Source organism: Mycobacterium intermedium, from assembly GCF_002086275.1.
Classification (GTDB): domain Bacteria; phylum Actinomycetota; class Actinomycetes; order Mycobacteriales; family Mycobacteriaceae; genus Mycobacterium; species Mycobacterium intermedium.
In genome coordinates this window covers 69,270-90,033 of sequence record NZ_MVHT01000005.1, presented here as the reverse complement: position 1 = coordinate 90,033, position 20,764 = coordinate 69,270, and the positions used below count along the sequence as shown (strand labels likewise).

The window sequence follows — 20,764 nt, the reverse complement described above, 5'->3', positions numbered from 1 at the left end:
GACCTGAACGCAGTCGGCGGCGGCGTGGTTCCCGGGACAACCTATGAATCTTGTTTGGCAGGAGAATCCTGGTGGGCGCGGCGAATTTCTTTCGCCGTGGATGCCACATAGTCGATGCCGGTGACAACGGTCAGCACGATCGCGACGGCCATCACGACGTTGGCAACCGTGTGCAGGAGACCCGAAAGGGGTAGCACAAACAACCCGATTGCCACCGCCTGGACCAAAGTCTTGACCTTGCCGCCCCAACTGGCGGGGATTACACCGCGCCTGATCACCGCCAACCGCAGGACCGTCACCCCGATCTCACGAGCCATGATCACCACCGTGATCCACCACGGCAGGTCGCCGAGCATGGACAGACCGATCAACGCCGAGCCGATCAGCGTCTTGTCCGCGACCGGGTCGACAAAGGCACCGAATTCGGTCGCCATTCCGTAATTTCGAGCCAGCAACCCGTCAAATCGGTCGGTGATGCAAGCAACAGCGAAAATCGCCCACGCCACCACCCGGGCGGTCGAGTGGTGACCGTCACCGTAGAACAGGGCGAACAAGAAGATCGGGACCAGCAGCAATCGCAACAGGGTCAGGACATTGGCGAGGTTGGCAATGCTGGCGCGGCCTGGCATCTCTCCTGTTTGAGGCTGCCCCGACACGGCATCAGAATAACGGTTGACCAGCTCACACCGCCTTCGACGTCGATACTGTTCAAACGTGAGCGAAAGTCAACGGGATATCCAGCCGCTGGTTCGGCGCGCGCGAACGTCCGACGTCCCGGCGATAAAGCGGCTCGTTGACACCTACGCCGGAAAGATCTTGCTGGAAAAGAACCTCGTCACCCTCTACGAAGCGGTGCAAGAGTTTTGGGTGGCCGAGTACCAGGGCAAGATCGTCGGCTGCGGAGCGTTGCACGTCTTGTGGTCCGATCTCGGCGAGATCCGCACCGTTGCAGTCGATCCCTCCATGACCGGTCACGGCATCGGGCACGCGATCGTGAACAAGCTGCTCGAGGTCGCCCGGGACCTGCAGTTGGAGCGGCTTTTCGTGCTGACATTTGAGACCGAGTTCTTCGGCAGACACGGATTCAAGGAGATCGAAGGCACGCCGGTAACCGCCGAAGTGTTCGAGGAAATGTGCCGCTCCTACGACATGGGCGTCGCGGAGTTTCTGGATCTCAGCTATGTCAAGCCGAACATCCTGGGCAACACCCGCATGCTGTTGCACCTGTGAGGCAAGCGCGTCGATGCGGGCGAATGGCTGCGCTGGCTAGTCCTCGCCTCCCCCACCATCGGCGTTGCTGCCGCCCCGGATCAACGCCAGGGTCCCGGCCAGTTCGTCGGGCTTGACCAGCACCTCGCGCGCCTTCGACCCCTCGCTGGGTCCGACGATGCCGCGGGTCTCCATCAGATCCATCAACCGCCCGGCCTTGGCAAAACCCACCCTCAGCTTGCGCTGCAGCATCGACGTCGAGCCGAACTGGCTGGACACCACCAGCTCAACTGCCTGCAGCAACAGCTCCAAGTCGTCGCCGATGTCCGCGTCGATCTCGGCGCGTTCGCCGCTCGTCTTCGCCGTGGTCACGCCCTCGGTGTACTCGGGTTCGGCCTGGTCCTTGCAGGCGGCGACGACGGCTTGGATCTCCTCGTCGCTGATGTAGGCGCCCTGCAGCCGGATCGGCTTGCTGGCCCCCATCGGGAGGAACAGGCCGTCGCCCATGCCGATCAACTTCTCGGCACCCGCCTGGTCCAAGATCACCCGGCTATCGGTGAGCGACGACGTCGCAAACGCCAACCGTGACGGCACGTTCGTCTTGATCAGGCCGGTGACCACGTCCACCGACGGGCGCTGGGTGGCCAGCACCAGATGGATGCCCGCCGCACGCGCCTTCTGGGTGATCCGCACGATCGCGTCTTCGACGTCGCGTGGCGCGGTCATCATGAGGTCGGCCAACTCGTCGACGATCGCCACGACATAGGGGTAGGGCTGATACACCCGCTGACTGCCCAGCGGCGCGGTGATGGCACCGGAGCGCACCTTTTCGTTGAAGTCGTCGATGTGGCGCACCCGGGACGCCTGCATGTCCTGGTACCGCTGCTCCATCTCCTCGACCAGCCAGGCCAGCGCTGCCGCCGCTTTCTTCGGCTGGGTGATGATCGGCGTGATCAGGTGCGGAATGCCTTCATACGGCGTCAGTTCCACCATTTTCGGGTCGATCAGGATCATCCTGACCTCTTCCGGAGTGGCCCTGGTCAGCAGCGAGATCAGCATCGAATTGACGAAGCTGGACTTGCCCGACCCGGTGGATCCCGCCACCAGCAGGTGCGGCATCTTGGCCAGATTGGCCGAGATGAAGTCGCCCTCGATGTCCTTACCCAGGCCGATCACCAACGGGTGGTGGTCCCGACGGGTCGACGGCGCGGTGAGCACATCGGCCAGACGCACCATTTCCCGGTCGGTGTTGGGCACCTCGATGCCGACCGCGGACTTCCCGGGAATCGGGGCCAGCATGCGGACGCTCTCGGTGGCCACCGCGTAGGCGATGTTCTTCTGCAGTGCGGTGATCTTCTCCACCTTCACGCCTGGCCCCAGTTCGACCTCGTAACGGGTGACGGTCGGGCCGCGCGTGCAGCCGGTGACCGCCGCGTCCACCTTGAACTGGGTGAGCACGTCGCTGATGGCGCCGGCCATATGCGTGTTGGCGGCACTGCGCTTCTTGGGCGGATCGCCGGCGATCAGCAGATCGAGCGACGGCAGCGTGTAAGGACCTTCGACCACCCGGTCCAGCACTTGGGTTTCCTTGCGCGCGCCGCGGCGACGGCTGCGCGAGGCGGGCTCGGCTGCGGGTGCGGCAGGCTCGTCGGGTTCGGTGCTCGGAGATTGCGCCGACGGCCAGGCGGGCAGGCCGTTGTCAACGGAGGCGTCGTAGTACCCGTCGGAGAAGTCTTCGGGCATGACCTCCACGGTGTCCGCGTCGTCACCGGCGAAGTCCTGGACGTTCCCGTCCTCGTCGTACCCGTCTTCCTCCTCATATTCATCCAGGTAAGGGCCCTGGAAGAGTCGGGTGCTGAACATGTGACGCAAGGTCTCGGGCACCTCGCGAATGGTGATGCCGGTCAGCAGCAGCAGCCCGAACAGGGCAACGATGAACAGCAACGGCGCCGCGATCCACGGGGTCAACCCGTCCGACAACGGCCCCCCGATGGCGAAACCGACGAAGCCCGCCGCGCCCCGGCGCAACTCCGGTGTTTCAGGAGAACCCGCCCACAGGTGGCGCAGGCCGAGAACCGCCAGCGCGATGAGGCAGCCGCCCAGGATCAGCCGAGGCCGCGTGTCGGGATTGGGCTGCGTGCGCATCAGCACAATCGCTATCGCGAAAGCGATCAACGGCAGCAGCACGACGGTCGAGCCGATGAACGTCCGCAACACCACGTCCACCCAGGCACCGACCGGCCCAGCGGCGTGGAACCAGGAGCTGGCGGCGACGACGACGGCAAGGGCCAGCAGCACCAGCGCGATGCCGTCCCGACGGTGTCCGGGTTCGATTTCACGTGCCCGCCCGATCGACCGCGCTGCGGAACCGGTGGTCCTGGCGGCCAGCATCCAGGCGGCGCGCATGGCACGGCCACCGGTAAGTCCGACCGCTACCAGCATCGACTGGTTGCGCCGCGTTGGGCGCTTGGTCACCCGCCTCGCCGGCGCGCTGGGCCTCTTCCGCGGCGCGTTGGGCCGCCCGTTTCGGGTCGAAGCCCGGGAAGTGGCCTTTGACCTGCTCGTTCGGCTTGCTGAGCGGGCTGCGGTCTTATTAGCCATGCCCGCAAGCCTAGTCCCAAAAACACCATCTGCACCAACCGCCACACTGGTAACGAGAGCGGTCGCAATTTCGCGTTCCGCGGCTGAAATGCTTCTATGACTGCCAGGCTGCTATGACTGCCTGGACTGGCCCGCTGCGGTCCCGTTTTTTTCGACGAGTGCTAGAGGGGAGATCGACACATGCCACACATGCGGACAATCCGCAAAGCCTGCGCCATCGTCCTCGGCATCGCGATGCTGAGCGCCTGTGGCTCACGCGGGCCCGCTGACACATCGACCAAGCCCCCCCTGCCATCCGCACCCAGCTTCGAGGGCACTTATCAATTTGATTTCGACGGAGCTCAACAACTCGCGGGTGGCGAACTCAAGCCCACCAACTCCCGGACGCGCCTGTACGCCGTCCGCTCCACGTGCCTCGAAACCGGATGCATCGCGACGGCGACAAAGCTGGAGGACGGCAACCCGAAGAAGAAGTCGGATCCGGCGGTAGACCTGGTGCTCGACTACGTCAACGGGCATTGGCAAATGGCGGTCCGCGAGGACGCAACGTGCACCGACAGCACTTCCCACGGCCCGGCCATCACCGTGTGGATCCTGCAACCTCAACCCGACGGCACGCTGAACGGAACTTCGTCGGTGGCAATGAACCCGAATCCGGACTGCGGCGTGGCGACTCAGACGCCGATCAGGGTGAAGCGCGTGGGTGACGTCGATCTGAATGTCGCGGTTGCGAATCCTGCCAGGCAGGCATCACTTTCGCCGACCGCGTCCGCGCCCAACGGCCTGCACGGGCACTACAACGAGACCAGCGTGCTTCGGGGTGATGAGCGATCGCGGCCGGGAGTACGACGGGTCTTCCTGCAGACAACATGCGTACGCAACACCGATATCTGCGCGACGTTCAGGTCCTTCCTGTCGGCAACTCAGACCCAAATCGTGAATTCGTTGCTGTTCGACAACGGCAAATGGGCGCTCAACCAGCGCGTCGACGTCAACTGCCCCAACGGCCGAGTCGCCAAGACGGTGAAACACGAGGAATACGCCCTTCCCCAACCGGCGGATCGGCCGCTACAGCGACTCACCGGGACCATGCGTTTCGACGCCGCGGAATCATGCCCCGCACAGCAAGTCGACATCTCCCTGGAACGAACGGGCGACTGACGGGAGACTAGGGTGACTAGGAGTCACGCCGCGTCCGCGCCGTAGCAGGCGCGCAAACTCTCCCAGGAGGCCCCACGTGCCCGTCGTCGTTGTCGCAACCCTGACCGTCAAGCCGGAATCGGTCGACACCGTCCGCGACATCCTCACTACCGCAGTCGAAGAGGTGCACGGCGAACCGGGCTGCGACCTGTACTCGCTGCACCAGACGGGTGAGACGTTCGTCTTCGTCGAGCAATGGGCTGACGAAGACGCACTCAAGACCCACAGCACCGCGCCCGCCGTAGCCAAGATGTTTACCGCCGCCGGTGAGCACCTGGCCGGACCGCCCGACATCAAGATGCTGCAGCCGATTCCCGCGGGCGACCCCAGCAAAGGACAGATCCGACCCTGATGGGTCGGCCGCTGGAAGGCCAAGTCGCCTTCATCACCGGCGCAGCGCGTGGCCAGGGCCGCGCCTACGCGGTGCGCCTGGCGTCCGACGGCGCGAACATCATCGCCGTCGACCTCTGCGGCCAAATCGACAGCGTGCCTTATCCGTTGGGCACCGCGGAGGACCTGGCTGACACGGTCAAGCTGGTCGAGGACACCGGCGCCCGCATCGTCGCCGAACAAGCCGATGTCCGCGATCGCGCCTCGCTGGCCGCCGCACTGCAGGCCGGCCTTGACGAGTTCGGCAGGCTCGACATCGTCGTGGCGAACGCGGGCATCGCGCCGATGCAGGCCGGCAGCGACGGCTGGTACGACGTCATCGACGTCAACCTCACCGGCGCCTACCACACCGTGGACGTCGCGATCCCGACGATGATCGAGCAGGGCACCGGAGGGTCGATCGTGCTGATCAGTTCGGCCGCGGGACTGGCCGGGTTCGGCAGCTCCGACGCCGGCTCCATCGGCTACACCGCAGCCAAGCACGGCATGGTGGGGCTGATGCGTCTATACGCCAATCTCCTTGCACCGCACAGCATTAGGGTAAACTCGGTGCATCCGTCGGGGGTGAATACGCTGATGATCAACAACGAGTTCACCCGGCGGTGGCTGGCCGATATGGCCGACCAGGGAGGCACCGGCGGAGGCAATGCGCTGCCGGTGGCGATCATGCAGGCCGACGACATCGCCGACGCGGTAGCGTGGCTGGTGTCTGATCAAGCCCGCTACGTCACCGGCGTCGCGCTGCCGGTTGACGCGGGGTGTGTGAACAAACGGTAGGCGGCGCGCCATGGCACGAAATCCCGTAGCACAGACCGCCCTTGGCCCCATGGTGCTGGCGGCGGTGGAACAGAATGAGCCACCAGAGCGACGCCTCGTCGACGACGATCTGGCCGACTTGTTCTTGCCGGCACCGCTCCGGCTGCTGGTCGCAACGACCCGGTTGACCCCGTTGCGCCGCCTGCTCGTCCGCGCCTCGGAGTGGTCCGGCCGCGGACTGTGGGCAAACTTGGCCTGCCGCAAGCGCTTTATCGCCGACAAGCTGGCCGAGTCGCTCGGTGACATCGACGCCGTCGTCATCCTTGGCGCGGGATTGGACACGCTGCCCTACCGGTTGACCCGACAGGTGCGCAGGCCGGTCTTCGAGGTCGACCTGCCCGTCAACGTGGCGCGCAAGGCGAAAACGGTGCGTCGGGTCTTGGGGCAGTTCCCGCTGTCGGTGCGGCTGGTCGCGGTCGACTTCGAGCGCGACGACCTGCTGACCTCCTTGGCCGAGTACGGCTACCTCCCCGACTACCGGGTGTTGTTCATCTGTGAGGGCGTGACCCAATACCTCACCGAGAACGCGGTCCGACGCACCCTGGAGGGGCTGCGCCCAGCCGCGCCGGGCAGTCGCATCGTGTTCACCTATGTGCGCAAAGACTTCATCGACGGCACCAATCGCTATGGCACCCGGACGCTGTACCGGTCGGTGCGGCAGCGACGCCAATTGTGGCACTTCGGGTTAGCGCCCGAAGAGGTCGCCGACTTCCTCGCCGAGTACGGCTGGCGGCTGATAGAACAAGCCGGGCCTGACGAGCTGGTGCAGCGTTACATAGCGCCCACCGGCCGCAAACTCAAGGCATCACAGATCGAATGGTCGGCTTACGCAGAAAAGGTCGAAGAGGTCTGAGCGGGCGTCAAACTTCGATGACGGTCGGGACGATCATCGGCTGGCGGCGGTAGGTCTCCCCCACCCACTTGCCGACGGTGCGGCGCACGCCTTGAGCGATCCGGATGGGATCGGTGACATTGTTGGCCACCAGCTGTTCCATCTCCGCCTCGACCCTACGCACGGCGGGCTCGAGGGCCTTGGGATCTTCCGAGAAGCCCCGCGAATTCAAGTGCGGCGTAACGACGGGCCGCCCGGTGCCGCGTTGGACCACAACCGTCACCGCCACGAAGCCTTCGGACAAGATCAGCCGCTCGCCCAGGGTGATGTCGCCGACATCGCCGGTGATCAAGCCGTCGACGAACATCTTGCCGACCGGCACCGCGCCCGAAATGCTGGCCTTGCCGGCGACGAGGTCGACGCTGACACCGTTCTCCGCCAACAAGATTGCCTCCGGCGGGACACCGGTGCTGGCCGCCAACTTGGCGTTGGCACGCAGGTGCCGCCAGGTGCCGTGCACCGGCATGACGTGACGCGGCCGCACCCCGTTGTACAGGAAGAGCAGCTCGCCGGCATATGCGTGACCCGAAACATGTACCCGCGCTTGGGCGTTGGTGACAACCCTGGCCCCGATCTTGGCCAGCGCGTCGATCACGCCGTAAACCGCTTCCTCGTTGCCAGGAATCAGTGACGACGACAACACCACCAGGTCACCTGCGGTCAGCGTGATGCTGCGGTGCTCGCCGCGCGACATGCGCGACAGTGCCGCCATCGGCTCACCCTGGGTGCCGGTGGTGACCAACACGACTTGTTCGGGCGGCATCTCCTCAGCGGCCGAAATGTCGATGATGTCGGAGTCGGCCACCCGCAGAAATCCCAGCTCGCGCGCGATGCTCATGTTGCGCACCATCGACCGACCGACGAACGACACCCGTCGGCCCAATGCCACTGCGGCATCGATGATTTGCTGCACCCGGTCGACGTTGGATGCGAAGCAGGCCACGATCACGCGGCCCTCGGCTCCGCGGATCAGCCGGTGCAGGGTCGGGCCGATCTCGCTTTCCGACGGTCCGACCCCCGGGTGCTCGGCGTTGGTCGAGTCGCACAGGAACAGGTCCACGCCGGCATCACCGAGCCGAGACATTCCGGGCAGGTCGGTGGGGCGGCGGTCGAGCGGTTGCTGGTCGAGTTTGATGTCCCCGGTGTGCAATATCGTTCCCGCACCGGTGTAGACGGCGATGGCCAGTGCGTCCGGGATCGAGTGGTTGACCGCGAAGTATTCGCACTCGAATACGCCGTGTTTGGAGCTCTGGCCCTCTTTGACCTCGATGAACACCGGTTTGATGCGGTGCTCACGGCATTTGGCGGCGACCAGCGCCAGGGTGAATTTGGAGCCGACGACCGGGATGTCGGGTCGCAACTTGAGCAGGAACGGGATGGCGCCGATGTGGTCTTCGTGCGCGTGCGTCAGCACCAACGCCTCGATGTCGTCGAGCCGGTCTTCGATGTGACGAAAGTCCGGCAGGATCAGGTCGACACCGGGCTCGTCGTGGGTGGGGAACATCACTCCGCAGTCGATGATCAGCAGTCGGCCTAGATGCTCGAAAACCGTCATGTTGCGGCCGATTTCGCTGATGCCGCCCAGCGCGGTGATCCGCAGCCCGCCCGCGGGCAGGGGGCCCGGTGGAGCGAGTTCGGAATCCACCTGCGGACCTACCGCAGTACCGAGGCCGCGCGCATGTCGGCGGCCAGCGCGTCGATCTGCTCCGGCGTCGCGGCGACCTGCGGCAGCCGGGGATCACCGACCTCGATGCCCTGCAGCCGCAGACCCGCCTTGGACAGGGTCACCCCACCCAACCGGGCCATCGCATTGCACAGCGGCGCGACGGAGAGGTTGATCTTGCGTGCGGTGGCGATGTCGCCGGACTGGAACGCGGACAGCAGCTCCCGCAGCTGACCCGCCGCAACATGCGAAATCACGCTGATGAAACCGGTGGCGCCCATCGCCAGCCAGGGCAGGTTGAGGGCGTCGTCGCCCGAGTAGTACGCGAGACCGGTGTCCGCCATGACCTGTCCGGCGCTGTGCAGGTCGGCCTTGGCGTCCTTGACGCCCACGATGTTGGGGTGCGCCGCGAGTGCGCGCAGCGTGGCGGGCTCGATCGGCACGACCGAGCGGGGCGGGATGTCGTAGAGCAGCACCGGCAACTCGGTGGCATCCGCCACGGCGGTGAAGTGCGCCAGCAATCCGGCCTGCGGGGGCTTCGAGTAGTAGGGCGTGACGACCAGCAGTCCGTGCGCGCCCTCGGCAGCGCAGGCTTTGGCCAGCTTGACGCTGTGGGCGGTGTCATAGGTTCCCGCACCGGCAATGATGCGAGCGCGATCGCCCACCGCCTCGAGGACCACCCGCAGCAGTTCGAGCTTCTCCTCGTCGGTGGTGGTGGGCGACTCGCCGGTCGTTCCGGAGACCACCAGGCCATCGCAGCCCTGGTCTACCAGGTGGTTCGCCAGCCGCGCCGCGGTGGCGGTGTCCAAGGAGCCGTCGGGCCCGAACGGGGTGACCATCGCGGTCAGCAGGGTCCCCAGGCGTGCTGGGGCGTCGAATCCGACGGTGCTCACGATGTTAAAGATTACCTGGCGCCACCAAGCTGGTTACCAGCAGCGCGAGCGTGCGTGTTGTGCCAGGACACGCCGGGTCGGCGGGTACATCTGCGCACGCTCGCCAACGATGTCTGTCAGGCTTCGGTCGCCAACGGGCTGGTCGCGACCTCGGTGCCGTCGGCCAATGCGGTGATTTCGAAGTCGGCGAACACCGCCGGAGCCACGTCGACCAGGCGTCGCAGGCATTCGATGGCGAGCCGCCGGATCTCCACGTCGGCGTGCTCGCTGGCGCGCATCGCGATGAAGTGCCGCCAGGCGCGGTAGTTGCCGGTCACCACGATGCGGGTTTCGGTCGCATTCGGTAGCACGGCGCGAGCGGCCTGACGTGCCTGTTTGCGACGCAGCGCCGCGGTCGGTTGGTCGGCGAACTTGGCTTCCAGCTTGGCCAGCAGCTCGGTGTAGGCGGCGCGGCTGGCGTCGGCGGCCTCGGTGAGAATCCGCTCCAGCTCGGGGTCGCCTTCCACGCCGGGCGGCACGACCACCTGCGAGTCGTGCTCGGGCACGTAGCGCTGCGACAGCTGCGAGTAGGAGAAGTGCCGATGCCGGATCAGTTCGTGGGTGCAGGACCGCGAGATGCCGGTGATGTAGAACGACACGCTGGCGTGTTCGAGGACCGAAAAGTGGCCGACGTCGATGATGTGCCGGATATAGCTCTCGTTCGTCGCGGTCTTCGGGTTGGGCTTCGACCAGCTCTGATAGCAGGCCCGGCCGGCGAACTCGACCAGCGCGGGACCCCCGTCGGCATCGGTCGTCCAGGGCACGTCGGGTGGCGCCAAGAAGTCGGTCTTGGCGATCAGCTGCACGCGTAGCGGCGCGGTCTGGGCCACGGCGCTCACCCTAACCCGATGACTCTGCGGTTACAGCCGGAGCTCCCCCGATACCAGCGGCGGCAGCAGGGTGTCACGGAGGGCGGCAAGCCGCACGTTGTCGTTGCGGCGCGCATGACAGAGTTCACCCAGGTACGTGATCGTCTGCAGTTCGCCGGCGGACAGCCGCCTGACGTCTCGCACCGGCATGTCGAGCAGTTCGTCCGGCCGGATGCGTTGGTGGCTGCCCGAGGTGCCGTCGACGCGCTGCCGCAACGTGCGCGATATCTCCGGCTGTCGCACCGCCGCCCACAGGGCCGACGTATCGATGCCGACGGGGCTCAGGACAACGAACTCGGTACTCGCCAAGGCCATTTGCGGAGGAAGTCCCATCACGTTCCAGATTCGCGGCCGCCCGGGGTTCAGTTTGGCGAACAACACGCAGGGCGCCGATATCAGGAATTTGGCGCTCTTCACCGACGCACCGGCGACAACCTGCGGTCGCCCGCCGTCGTCGAACGCCGGAAGGCTGAAATGGGCGACGACGTCGTCGAAGTCGGAGGGGTTGACCAGGCCGGTCGACCGAATTGCCAGTTCCGACAGCGGTACGTAGCCGGTGATCGATGCGACGGTGGCTACCATCAGCGCCTCGGCGGCGTCGACCACGCGCCGGTTGGCGACGATCTTGTCGTCCAGCGCCCCGAGCAGTGCGGCGATCCGCACGCGGTCGTCGGCGTCGACGGTCTGCAGGGAAAGATCGTGCAGCGTTCGCTGATTGAGTAGCGGCTGTCCCGATCCGGATCGGTGTTCATTGAGCCGGCAGGTCTGCAGCGCGTAGTACCAAAACCGGGTCTCATCGGGATTTCTCGCCCGGCAGATCAGCGCGTTTTCGGTGACCCAGACGTCGGTGTCACAGAAACGCACACTGCCGCAATAAGATCCGACCCGACCGATGACGATGAGCGGTCCGTTGGCATTGTGTTCTGCGGCGTACCCGATCACGCCGTTGGCTCCGTAGATGGGATACGGCCCCGTCTTCGCCCGTCGCGGTGGGCTCTTGCCGCTGCGCAATTCCAGTTGGTCCCCCAGCTTCACCTCCATCGCAGCCGCTCCACTTCCTTGCGGACGACGTCGTCCAGCCGAGCGGATTCGTCGAGCGCGGTGAGCAACTCGGTGGTCAACCGCGCGATTTTGTTGTCGAGGGGCTCGGCGTCGCTCTTGGGCGTGGGGGCATCCACATACCGGCCGGGCGTGAGCACATAGCCCGCGGCCCTGATCTGGTCCAACGTCGTTGACTTACAGAACCCCGGAATGTCTTGGTATTCAGAGTGTTTGGTGCGCCACGCGTGATATGTGTTGCCGATGCGGCCGATCTCTTCGTCCGTCAACGCACGCTCGGCGCGGTCCACCAAGTACCCGAAGCTACGTGCGTCGATGAACAGCACCTGACCACCCCGGTGCCCTTTGTCTCTGGCGAAAAACCACAGGCACACCGGAATTCCGGTGCTTCGGAACAGTTGGGTGGGCAGTGCGACCAGGCACGAGACCAGGTCCGCGTCGACGATACGGGCTCGAATGGCGCCCTCGCCGCCCGCGGTGGACGACATCGACCCGTTGGTCATGACGACTCCGGCCTGGCCGCCCGGGGCCAGCTTTTGCAGAATGTGCTGGATCCAGGCGAAATTCGCGTTGGTGGCGGGAGGAACGCCGTATCGCCAGCGCGGATCGTGTTCGTCGCGGGACCAATCCTTGATGTTGAACGGAGGATTGGCCATCACGTAATCCATCTGCAGGCCGTCGTGCAAGTCGGCGACAAAGGTGTCGCCGCGGACGATTCCGGTGTTGTCTATCCCGTGGATGGCGAGGTTTATCCTTGCCATTCGCCAGGTTTCTTCGACGCTTTCCTGTCCGTAGATGGCGACGTCCCTGATGTCGCCGTCCTGGCAGCGCAGGAACTTGTCGGTCTGCACGAACATCCCGCCCGAGCCGCAGCACGGGTCGTAGACTCGTCCGCTGGTGGGTTCTAGGACTTCGACCATCAGCCTCACGATGCTGGGCGGGGTGAAGAATTCCCCACCCCGGCGCCCTTCCGCGCGCGCGAAATTGCCCAGGAAGTACTCGTACACCTCCCCCATCAGGTCACGCGCGGGGTGGTCGACGCGCCTGGTTATCCGGGTATCGGCGAGCAGTTCGACCAGTTCGCCGAGCCGTCGCTGGTCGAGGGTGTGGTATCGCTGCGGCAGGGTCCCGGACAGGGCCGGATCACCCGCCATCACTGCACCCATCGCCGCATCGATCAGCTGACCGATGTCGGGAGATTTAGCTTTGTCCGCCAACGACTTCCAGTGTCCGTCCGCGGCGTACTGCAGGAACACCAACCCGAGCACGACGTCCTTGTACTGGCTGGCCGAAAGGGAACCGCGCAGCTTGTCCGCCGCCTTCCACAGCGTGCCCTTCAGCGGGTCCATCAGCCGGCTCGTTTGGCGGCGCCACGCAACGGCGCGGCCAGGTCACCGCGGCCGGAGACGGTGACGCCGCCCAGTCCCAGCCAGCTCGCCATCGTCGTCAACTCGCCGGCCAGCGCCGCGGCGACCGCGTTGCGCGGCGCATCGGGTTCGGCGAACGCACCCACGACCCGTAGTGTGCCCGCGTCGCGGTCGGCTTTGAGGTCGACCCGCCCGACGAGACGCCCGTCCAGCAGAAACGGCCACACGTAATAGCCGTACCGGCGCTTGGCCGCGGGGGTGTAGATCTCGATGCGGTAGTGGAAATCAAACAACCGCTCCACCCGCGGCCGAAAGAAGATCAGCGGGTCGAAGGGACACAGCAAGGCGGTCCCCCGGTCGACACGTGGCACTTTCTGCCCGGCCCGCAGGTACGCCGGCGCCGACCACCCTTCGACGTCCACACGTTCGACCTCGCCTGCCGCGACCAACTCCGCAATGACCGGTTTGACCTGCTGGGCCGACAGGCGGAAGTAGTCGCGGATGTCGGCCTCGGTGGCGACCCCGAGCGCGGTGGCGGCCCGCAAGGTGAGTTCCCGGACGGCCTCGTCGTCGTCGACCTGCCGGGCCAGCACGTGGGCGGGCAGCACCCGCTCGACCAGGTCGTAATGGCGCGCGAAGCCGACCCGGGTGGCCGTCGTCAGCACTCCCGAGGCGAACAGCGCCTCGGCCACCCATTTCGTGTCGCTGCGTCCCCACCAGGGCCCCTTCGCGCCGCGCGGTTCGGCCTCGAGGTAAGCCTCGATCTGCCCGGCCGTGCTGGGCCCGAGTTCGGTGACGGCGGCGACGATCTCGTCGGCAAGCTTGAGGTTGGCCTTGACGATGTGCGTGCCCCAGCGGCCGTGTCGATACTGCCGCATCCGCCACCGCAGCAGCGGCCAGTCGTCGACGGCCATCAGCGCGGCCTCGTGCGCCCAGTATTCGACCAACAGGCGCTTACGCGGCGGACCCCAGGCGACGTTGTCGAGGAGGTCCCGGTCGTAGTGTCCCAACCGGCTGAACACCGGGGCGTAGTGGGCGCGCACGGCCACCGACACCGAATCCAGTTGCAGCACTTGGATTCGGGATATCAGGCGACGCAGGTGCCCGCGCGTGATGGCGCCAGCGGGGCGGGGTTCGCTAAATCCTTGGGCCGCAACAGCTATCCGCCGGGCTTGCGCTGCGGTAAGCCGGTGCGTCGCAATCGACACGGCGCCGAGAATACCGGCCCGGTCGGACAACCTCAGCGGCGCGGTTCAGCCGGTGCTGACCTTCTGCTCGAACGGGACCACGGTGCCAGTCTGCGGGTTCTTCAGATCCTGATATGCAGACTCGAGTTTGGCCGGAACCGCGTCCAGGTCGCGATACACGTCCATCAGTTGCTCAAGCACGCTGATTCGCTGCTTGGTGGCCTCGTCCACCGCTTGCCGGGCCTGCTCACGGTAGTGATCGGCCTCCAGCCTCGCGTCGGCGAGCAGTTGCTCACGCTCCTGCCGGGCGTCCTGGCGAGCCTCCTCGATTTCCGACTCCGCCTCCGAGCGCATGCGGGCCAGGTCCGCCGCCAATTTTCCCTTGGCTTCCTCGATCTCGTCTTCCAGGGCTTTGCGCTGCGCGGTCAGCTCCGCCAACACCTCTCGGTGCTCTTGCTGCATTGTCTCGATCTCGGCCTCGGCGTTGCGGATCAATTCCTGCGCCTCGGCTCTCGACTCGGCCTGCATCTCGGCGACCTCGTCGATCGCGCGCTGCAGCAACTTCGCCATCCGAGATCGCACGGCCTGGGGAGCCGACGAGGTGTCGTTGAGCCCGGCCACCTCCTGCCGCAGCGCGGCCACTTCCTCGCTGGATGCCTGGAGTCGCCGCGTCAGGCGCTCGACGTCGGCGAGCAGCAACTCCTGCTTGGTGGTCAACATCTCGATGTAGGCGTCGACAGCTGCGGGGTCATAGCCCCGAAAGATCCGAGAGAACCTCTTTGCAGGTTCGGTTTCCATGTAAATCCCCCGTTCCGCACGTTTCGTAGTACCCGTGAGATTTTGAGTCCGACCCCGAAGTCGAGTATGTCAGGTCAGGCCGTCGGCGCGGCTGTGAGTTTTATGACCTGCGGTAACTGTGAAACCGGTAGCGCAGCCCCGACTTGCTGACCAACCAGTCGCCCGTCTCGGCGAGCCACGTCTCGTCGAGCACCGGAGCAACCGCGTCGTCGTCGTCGCGGGCCAGGTCAATGTCGACCTCGGTCACCTCACACCGGCTGGCATACGGCAACGCGAGCGTATAAATCTCAGAACCCCCGACCACCCAGGTCTCCGGCTCGGTCAGGGCCTCATCAAGCGACGTGACCACCTCGGCTCCGGGTGCGGTGAACCCGGGTTGGCGGCTCAACACGACGTTCCGGCGCCCGGGCAGCGGCCTGACGCGGGGCGGCAGGGAATCCCACGTGCGCCGGCCCATCACCACGGTATGACCCATGGTGATTTGCTTGAAGTGATTGAGATCTTCGGGAAGCCGCCAAGGAATCTCACCGTCGCGGCCGATGACTCCGGACGTCGATTGCGCCCAGACCAGGCCTATGACCATTGGCGCGTCATACCGCGACGGGAGCCTTGATTGCCGGATGCGGGTCGTAGTTCTTGACGACGACGTCTTCATAGGTGTAGTCGAAAATCGAATCCCGTTGCGCGAGATAGAGTTCCGGGTACGGTCGCGGTTCGCGGCCGAGCTGTAACCGCACCTGTTCGACGTGATTGTCGTAGATGTGGCAATCGCCTCCGGTCCACACGAACTCACCGACTTCGAGGCCGGCCTGGGCTGCCATCATGTGCGTGAGCAGCGCGTAGCTGGCGATGTTGAACGGCACCCCGAGGAACAGGTCGGCGCTGCGCTGGTAGAGCTGGCAGCTGAGCCGTCCTTCGGCAACGTAGAACTGGAAGAAGGCATGGCACGGCGGCAGCGCCATCCGCGGGATTTCGCCGACGTTCCAGGCGGACACGATGATGCGCCGGGAGTCGGGATCGGTGCGCAGCAAATCCAGCGCCGCGCTGATCTGGTCGATGTGCTCACCCGACGGGGTCGGCCACGATCGCCATTGCACGCCGTACACCGGCCCGAGATCGCCAGTCTCACTGGCCCATTCGTCCCAGATGGTGACACCGTGCTCCTGCAGCCATCCGACGTTGGAGTCGCCGCGCAGGAACCACAGCAACTCGTACACCACGGATTTGAAGTGAACTTTCTTGGTGGTCAGCAGCGGGAAACCGGCCGACAGGTCATAGCGAATCTGCTGGCCGAACAGGCTGCGGGTCCCAGTGCCGGTACGGTCGGATTTGGCGACTCCCGTTTCGAGTACCACGCGCAGCAGGTCCTCGTAGGGTGTGGCGATTGGCACGCGCTCAGCTTAGCGGCGATCGGGAGCGCGGCGAAGCCGGGCGCGGCGGGTCGACGCGGTTAATTCGAGCCCAGAAAGCTGGAGTAGAACGGGTGCCATGCCGAAAATCACCGACAACGTAACCACTCCGGACGGCGAGTGCCCCGTTCAGCTGTTCACTCCCGACGGCACCGGTCCCTGGCCCGGCGTGGTCATGTTCCCCGACGCGGGCGGGGTGCGCGACACTTTTGACCAGATGGCGACCAAGCTGGCCGGCTACGGCTACGCCGTGCTGCTGCCCGACGTGTACTACCGGGAGCGCGACTGGGCGCCGTTCGACATGTCGACCGTGTTCAGCGACGCCAAAGAGCGCGGCCGGCTCTTCTCCATGATCGGCAGCCTCACGTCGGACCGGATCACCCGCGACGCGGGTGCATTGTTCGACTACCTGGCCGGGCGCGACGAAGTGGCAGGCGAGCGGTTCGGCGTCTGCGGCTACTGCATGGGCGGACGCATCTCGGTCCTGCTGGCCGGTCGTCTTCCGGAGCGGGTCGCCGCCGCGGCGTCCTTCCACGGCGGCGGCCTGGTCAGCGACACCGCGGACAGCCCGCACCTGTTGGCCGATCGCGTGAACGCCAAGGTGTACATCGGCGCCGCCGAGAACGACGCGTCGTTCACCGCCGACCACGGCGAACAGCTGGAGAAGGCGCTGACGGCGGCCGGTGTGGACTACCGCCTCGAGTGGTACCAGGCGGCCCACGGCTTCGCGGTCCCGGACAACGCTCCCTACGACGAAGCGGCCGCCGAACGCCACTGGGCCGCGATGACCGAAACCTTCCGCTCGGCCCTCACCTGACTCTCGCGAGCAGACGCGAACTCGTACATTTCCTGCCCGGAACGTACGAGTTTGTGTCTGGGCGCTAAGAGGGCGGTAGGTCGACCAACTCGGCGAGACGGGTGCGGTGCCGGTAGGCGGTGCCCAGGGCCAGCTGGTCGCTCTTGGCCCGCTTGAGGTACAAGTGCGCCGGATATTCCCAGGTCATCCCGATACCGCCATGCAGCTGTACGCACTCCTCGGCCGCATGCACCGCGATGTCGCTGCAGAACGCCTGCGCGAGGGCGGCCGCGATGGCCGCGTCCTCGTCACCGCGTGCGGCCGTGTCCGCGGCATACCGCGCCGCCGCGGTCGCCGAACTGACCTCGAACCACAGGTCCGCGAGCCGGTGCTTGATCGCCTGGTACGACCCAATTTCGCGGCCGAACTGCTTGCGTTCCTTGGCGTAAGCGAGTGTGGTGTCGAAGCACCACTGCGCCACGCCGAGTTGTTCGGACGCCAGCAGCGCCGCGCCCGTCTGCAGGGCGGCATGCAGCGCACCGTCCGCGGAACCCACCCGCGTCGACGCCGCACCCGAAAAGCGGACATCGGCAAGCGGTCTGGTCATGTCGAACGCCAGCCGTGGGGAAATCTCAACGCCGGCCGCGTCGCGGGCCACGGTGTGCAGCTCCACTCCGTCCGTTCCGGCGACCGGCACCACCAACACGTCGGCTTCGGCGGCGCCGGCGACGGTGCTGACCTCACCGGTGAGGCCGTCGGCACCGTTGCGCACCCCGCAGACCGCGTCGCCGGGCGCGGTGGACAGCGGCACCGCCAGCGCCGCCGTGACGGCTCCCTCGGCCAGCGCCGACAACGTTTCCGTCTCGCCGGCCGTCAGCAACGTGACTGTCGCCAGCACAGCGCTGGACAGGAACGGCACCGGCGCCACCGCCCGGCCGATCTCCTCCATGACGACGGCGGCTTCGCGGGCGCTCGCGCCTGCCCCGCCGAGGGATTCGGGCACCAGGAGTCCCGCTACCCCGAGTTCGGCGGCCAGCGTGCGCCACACCCCTGAAAAGTCATGCGGCGGTGTGTCGTACGCCTTGTTCAGCGTCTCCGGTGGGCATCGTTCGGCGAACAGTTGCCGGACGCTGTCACGCAACGCCTCTTCGGTGTCGGAGTAGAGCAAGTCGCCGGCGCTCATCGCGGCAAGTCCTTCCACGCAACGGTCTTGTCCACGCGATGTTCGCCGGGCAAACCCAGGATTCGTTCGGAGATGGTGTTGCGCAGAATCTCCGAGGTACCGCCCTCGATCGAGTTGCCGCGGGCGCGCAGGTAACGATAACCAGGTTCGCGACCGATCAGATCGACGGTTTCGGGCCTGCGCAGGGTCCAATCGTCGTAGTGCAAACCGGTTTCGGGGTGCAACTCGATGTCAAACCCCGAAATTCGTTGCGCCAGACGGGCAAAGGCGACCTTCATGCCGGCCCCCTCGGGTCCGGGCTGACCGCTGGCGGCCTGCTGGCGCAGGCGTTCCCCGGTCAGGCGGAGCACTTCGGCCTCGACCCACAGTCGCATCAACTCGTCGTGCATCGCCGGATTACGCAACGATGGATCATCACGCCAGGCTCGGGTGACGTTCCCGATATGGCCGGCTTCGCGCGGGAACCCGGTGCGCGCCCCGATGGCGACGCGCTCGTTGTTCAGGGTCGTGGTGGCTACCCGCCACCCACCACCTTCGGGACCCAGTCGGTTCGCGTCGGGCACTCGGACATCGGTGAGGAATACCTCGTTGAACTCCGCCTCACCGGTGATCTGGCGCAGCGGCCGAATATCGACCCCAGGTTGGGTCGTGTCGCACAGGAAATAGGTCAGCCCAGCGTGTTTGGGCACGTCCGGATTGGTGCGCGCGACCAGGATCGCCATCTGCGCGTGCTGCGCCATGGACGTCCATACCTTCTGGCCGTTGACAACCCAGTCGTCACCGTCGCGGACGGCGCGGGTGGCGACCGCGGCCAGATCCGACCCGGCACCCGGTTCGCTGAACAGCTGGCAATAGAGGTGTTCACCAGTGAACAACGGCCGCAGAAACTTTCGCTTCTGTTCGTCGGTCCCGAACGCCGCGATGGTGGGCGCCGCCATGCCAATGCCGATGATGTTGCGCCCACCGCCGGCGGGCGGCGCGCCCGCTGCGGCCAGTTGTGCCTCGACCTGCGCCTGGTAGGTGCGCGGCAGATCCAAGCCGCCTATGCCCGTCGGGAAGTACACCCAGGCCAGGCCCGCATCGAAGCGCGCGCCGAGGAAGTCCCGCGGGTCAGTGCTGGCCGGATCATGCTCGTCCAAAAGTGCTTGCACCCGGGCATTTAGGTCATCTTCAAGGCCCATCACTGGCCTTCCTGAGTCTGGAACCCCCGGGCATCACCGAGCAGCAGTCCGCCGTCGATCACCATCGTCTCGCCGGTGATCCAACTCGCCGCATCCGAGACCAGGAACGCCACCGCTTCAGCCACATCGTCGGGTTCGCCGATGCGTCCCAGCGCAATCGATGCGCCCAGTGGATCTTCGTTGCCCTTCCACAGCACCTCCGCGAGTCGAGTGCGCACGACGCCGGGGGCAATTGCGTTGACCCGCACCCGCGGTGAGAGTTCCAGCGCAAGCTGTTTGGTGACGTGAATCAATGCGGCTTTGGTGGCGTTGTACATACCCATCCCGGGCGATTGGTGCAGGCCGCCGATCGAGGCGGTGTTGACAATGGCCCCGCCGTGTTCGCCCATCCATGCCTTGACCACCAGCGAGGTCCACAGCAACGGTGCCCAGAGGTTGACGTCGAAGATCTTGGCGAAGCGCGCATGGTCCTGGTCGATCAGCGGCCCGAACGCAGGATTGGTGCCCGCGTTGTTGACAAGGATGTCCACGCTGCCGAAGCGGTCCAGCGCAAGGTCGACGCAGGAGCGCGCGGCTTCCTCGTCGACAGCGTGCGCCCCGACGCCCACGGCACCGTCACCGACCTGTGCTGCGGCCGCGTCCGCGGCCTCCTGTTTGCGTGCGGTCAAGATGACGTTTGCACCGGCAGCGGCCAGTTTCTGGGAGATCGCCAATCCGATGCCTCGCGAGGCGCCGGTGACGATTGCGGTGCGGCCGGTCAGATCCAACGAAGTCATGGCGCCTGATTTCTTGTGCAAATGTTTGCACACGTTGAGACGTGGTATGCGACAGGAATGTTAGCGAAATTAAACCTCATCAAACCATTGGTGGTTGCGGGGGCTATCGCTGCAGCGACGGTTACCGCCTCGGCAAACCCTGCTGAGGCAGCGGTCGGCCCTGCCTCGACCACCACCGGCATTACTCACTTCGTACCGATGAACGAACCCGGCGGCGGCGGTTGCGATGCCGACGGCAACTGCGGCTCTGGCGGCGTGGACCAAGGCCCCAACGGCGGGCCGGGCGGTTCCGGCTGCATCCCCGGCGTGGGTTGCGGCAACGGCGGACAGTTCTGGGGCCCCGGCGGGGTGCCGGGCGGCGAAGGTTGCCTACCGGGCGTCGGTTGCGGCAGCGGCCACCTATAAGCGACCACGCATCAACAACTGAAAAATAACT

The 20,764-nt window shown here is 65.9% G+C and carries 21 protein-coding genes; 7 read left to right on the top strand and 14 right to left on the bottom strand.

The annotated features are described in order from the left end of the window. Positions 1-41 precede the first annotated feature (41 nt). On the bottom strand, positions 42-629 hold the full coding sequence (gene pgsA, locus BST27_RS03175) for a CDP-diacylglycerol--glycerol-3-phosphate 3-phosphatidyltransferase (RefSeq protein ID WP_069420340.1): 588 nt from the start codon (positions 627-629) through the stop codon (positions 42-44). A gap of 85 nt (positions 630-714) precedes the next feature. Between pgsA and BST27_RS03170 the strand changes: the two genes are divergently transcribed. Beyond that, positions 715-1,230, top strand: coding sequence for an amino-acid N-acetyltransferase (locus BST27_RS03170; protein ID WP_069420341.1), 516 nt, complete (start codon positions 715-717; stop codon positions 1,228-1,230). 36 nt (positions 1,231-1,266) lie between these two features. Here BST27_RS03170 and BST27_RS03165 read toward each other — a convergent pair whose 3' ends face one another. Then, positions 1,267-3,810, bottom strand: a complete 2,544-nt coding sequence (locus BST27_RS03165) for an FtsK/SpoIIIE family DNA translocase (RefSeq protein ID WP_079219725.1) — start codon at positions 3,808-3,810, stop codon at positions 1,267-1,269. 180 nt (positions 3,811-3,990) lie between these two features. On the opposite strand from BST27_RS03165, the gene BST27_RS03160 reads away from it, so the two are divergent. From BST27_RS03160 to BST27_RS03145, 4 genes are all read left to right on the top strand, one after another. Beyond that, complete coding sequence (locus BST27_RS03160; protein WP_139804988.1) at positions 3,991-4,971, top strand: LptM family lipoprotein; 981 nt, start codon at positions 3,991-3,993, stop codon at positions 4,969-4,971. Between the two features lie 76 nt (positions 4,972-5,047). Next, positions 5,048-5,362 carry a putative quinol monooxygenase gene (locus BST27_RS03155; protein WP_069420344.1) on the top strand — a complete coding sequence of 105 codons (315 nt, stop codon included), beginning with the start codon at positions 5,048-5,050 and terminating at the stop codon, positions 5,360-5,362. Further along, positions 5,359-6,177 carry a mycofactocin-coupled SDR family oxidoreductase gene (locus tag BST27_RS03150; protein ID WP_139804987.1) on the top strand — a complete coding sequence of 273 codons (819 nt, stop codon included), beginning with the start codon at positions 5,359-5,361 and terminating at the stop codon, positions 6,175-6,177. The genes BST27_RS03155 and BST27_RS03150 overlap by 4 nt, the downstream gene beginning before the upstream one ends. 10 nt (positions 6,178-6,187) lie before the next feature. After that, a complete protein-coding gene (locus BST27_RS03145; RefSeq protein ID WP_069420346.1) occupies positions 6,188-7,069 on the top strand; it encodes an SAM-dependent methyltransferase in 882 nt (293 codons plus the stop codon). A gap of 7 nt (positions 7,070-7,076) precedes the next feature. Here BST27_RS03145 and BST27_RS03140 read toward each other — a convergent pair whose 3' ends face one another. The 9 genes from BST27_RS03140 to BST27_RS03100 form a co-directional block, all read right to left on the bottom strand. Next, positions 7,077-8,753 (bottom strand): ribonuclease J, encoded by a 1,677-nt coding sequence (locus BST27_RS03140; RefSeq protein WP_069420347.1) that lies wholly within the window; start codon positions 8,751-8,753, stop codon positions 7,077-7,079. 8 nt (positions 8,754-8,761) lie between these two features. Then, the gene (dapA, locus tag BST27_RS03135) at positions 8,762-9,664 is read right to left on the bottom strand and encodes a 4-hydroxy-tetrahydrodipicolinate synthase (RefSeq protein ID WP_069420348.1); all 903 of its coding nucleotides are present in this window, start codon (positions 9,662-9,664) and stop codon (positions 8,762-8,764) included. 116 nt (positions 9,665-9,780) lie between these two features. After that, positions 9,781-10,533 (bottom strand): FAD-dependent thymidylate synthase, encoded by a 753-nt coding sequence (thyX, locus tag BST27_RS03130; RefSeq protein ID WP_069420398.1) that lies wholly within the window; start codon positions 10,531-10,533, stop codon positions 9,781-9,783. A 30-nt stretch (positions 10,534-10,563) separates the two neighbouring features. After that, complete coding sequence (locus BST27_RS03125) at positions 10,564-11,613, bottom strand: restriction endonuclease subunit S (protein ID WP_069420349.1); 1,050 nt, start codon at positions 11,611-11,613, stop codon at positions 10,564-10,566. Beyond that, entirely contained in the window at positions 11,604-12,980 is a 1,377-nt protein-coding gene (locus BST27_RS03120; protein ID WP_069420350.1) for a class I SAM-dependent DNA methyltransferase, read from the bottom strand. The genes BST27_RS03125 and BST27_RS03120 overlap by 10 nt, the downstream gene beginning before the upstream one ends. Continuing rightward, a complete protein-coding gene (locus BST27_RS03115; protein ID WP_197518140.1) occupies positions 12,980-14,236 on the bottom strand; it encodes a winged helix-turn-helix domain-containing protein in 1,257 nt (418 codons plus the stop codon). Before BST27_RS03115 ends, BST27_RS03120 begins: the two co-directional genes overlap by 1 nt. Before the next feature lie 15 nt (positions 14,237-14,251). Then, entirely contained in the window at positions 14,252-14,983 is a 732-nt protein-coding gene (locus tag BST27_RS03110) for a DivIVA domain-containing protein (protein WP_069420351.1), read from the bottom strand. A 100-nt stretch (positions 14,984-15,083) separates the two neighbouring features. Beyond that, positions 15,084-15,566, bottom strand: coding sequence for a dihydrofolate reductase (locus tag BST27_RS03105; protein ID WP_069420352.1), 483 nt, complete (start codon positions 15,564-15,566; stop codon positions 15,084-15,086). A 7-nt stretch (positions 15,567-15,573) separates the two neighbouring features. Beyond that, positions 15,574-16,374: a thymidylate synthase gene (locus tag BST27_RS03100; RefSeq protein ID WP_069420353.1), complete on the bottom strand. Its 801-nt coding sequence runs from the start codon at positions 16,372-16,374 to the stop codon at positions 15,574-15,576. Positions 16,375-16,471: 97 nt separating this feature from the next. On the opposite strand from BST27_RS03100, the gene BST27_RS03095 reads away from it, so the two are divergent. Continuing rightward, positions 16,472-17,209, top strand: a complete 738-nt coding sequence (locus BST27_RS03095; protein WP_069420354.1) for a dienelactone hydrolase family protein — start codon at positions 16,472-16,474, stop codon at positions 17,207-17,209. A gap of 64 nt (positions 17,210-17,273) precedes the next feature. Here BST27_RS03095 and BST27_RS03090 read toward each other — a convergent pair whose 3' ends face one another. The 3 genes from BST27_RS03090 to BST27_RS03080 are packed head-to-tail and all read right to left on the bottom strand — an operon-like array spanning position 17,274 to position 20,328. After that, positions 17,274-18,371: an acyl-CoA dehydrogenase family protein gene (locus BST27_RS03090; RefSeq protein ID WP_069420400.1), complete on the bottom strand. Its 1,098-nt coding sequence runs from the start codon at positions 18,369-18,371 to the stop codon at positions 17,274-17,276. Beyond that, complete coding sequence (locus tag BST27_RS03085; protein ID WP_069420355.1) at positions 18,368-19,552, bottom strand: acyl-CoA dehydrogenase family protein; 1,185 nt, start codon at positions 19,550-19,552, stop codon at positions 18,368-18,370. Before BST27_RS03085 ends, BST27_RS03090 begins: the two co-directional genes overlap by 4 nt. Continuing rightward, the gene (locus tag BST27_RS03080; protein ID WP_069420356.1) at positions 19,552-20,328 is read right to left on the bottom strand and encodes an SDR family oxidoreductase; all 777 of its coding nucleotides are present in this window, start codon (positions 20,326-20,328) and stop codon (positions 19,552-19,554) included. The genes BST27_RS03085 and BST27_RS03080 overlap by 1 nt, the downstream gene beginning before the upstream one ends. A 57-nt stretch (positions 20,329-20,385) precedes the next feature. Here BST27_RS03080 and BST27_RS03075 point away from each other — a divergent pair, with 57 nt between their 5' ends. Beyond that, positions 20,386-20,733, top strand: coding sequence for a PE-PGRS family protein (locus BST27_RS03075; protein WP_069420357.1), 348 nt, complete (start codon positions 20,386-20,388; stop codon positions 20,731-20,733). The last annotated feature ends 31 nt before the right edge of the window (positions 20,734-20,764 follow it).

Excerpts from the sequence above, each read along its gene's own strand:
- pgsA (WP_069420340.1), bottom strand. The coding sequence starts at position 629 with ATGCCAGGCCGCGCCAGCATTGCCAACCTCGCCAATGTCCTGACCCTG.
- BST27_RS03165 (WP_079219725.1), bottom strand. The coding sequence starts at position 3,810 with ATGGCTAATAAGACCGCAGCCCGCTCAGCAAGCCGAACGAGCAGGTCA.
- BST27_RS03160 (WP_139804988.1), top strand. The coding sequence starts at position 3,991 with ATGCCACACATGCGGACAATCCGCAAAGCCTGCGCCATCGTCCTCGGC.
- BST27_RS03145 (WP_069420346.1), top strand. The coding sequence starts at position 6,188 with ATGGCACGAAATCCCGTAGCACAGACCGCCCTTGGCCCCATGGTGCTG.
- BST27_RS03125 (WP_069420349.1), bottom strand. The coding sequence starts at position 11,613 with ATGGAGGTGAAGCTGGGGGACCAACTGGAATTGCGCAGCGGCAAGAGC.
- BST27_RS03120 (WP_069420350.1), bottom strand. The coding sequence starts at position 12,980 with ATGGACCCGCTGAAGGGCACGCTGTGGAAGGCGGCGGACAAGCTGCGC.
- BST27_RS03110 (WP_069420351.1), bottom strand. The coding sequence starts at position 14,983 with ATGGAAACCGAACCTGCAAAGAGGTTCTCTCGGATCTTTCGGGGCTAT.
- BST27_RS03105 (WP_069420352.1), bottom strand. The coding sequence starts at position 15,566 with ATGGTCATAGGCCTGGTCTGGGCGCAATCGACGTCCGGAGTCATCGGC.
- BST27_RS03095 (WP_069420354.1), top strand. The coding sequence starts at position 16,472 with ATGCCGAAAATCACCGACAACGTAACCACTCCGGACGGCGAGTGCCCC.
- BST27_RS03090 (WP_069420400.1), bottom strand. The coding sequence starts at position 18,371 with ATGAGCGCCGGCGACTTGCTCTACTCCGACACCGAAGAGGCGTTGCGT.
- BST27_RS03085 (WP_069420355.1), bottom strand. The coding sequence starts at position 19,552 with ATGGGCCTTGAAGATGACCTAAATGCCCGGGTGCAAGCACTTTTGGAC.
- BST27_RS03080 (WP_069420356.1), bottom strand. The coding sequence starts at position 20,328 with ATGACTTCGTTGGATCTGACCGGCCGCACCGCAATCGTCACCGGCGCC.
- BST27_RS03075 (WP_069420357.1), top strand. The coding sequence starts at position 20,386 with ATGTTAGCGAAATTAAACCTCATCAAACCATTGGTGGTTGCGGGGGCT.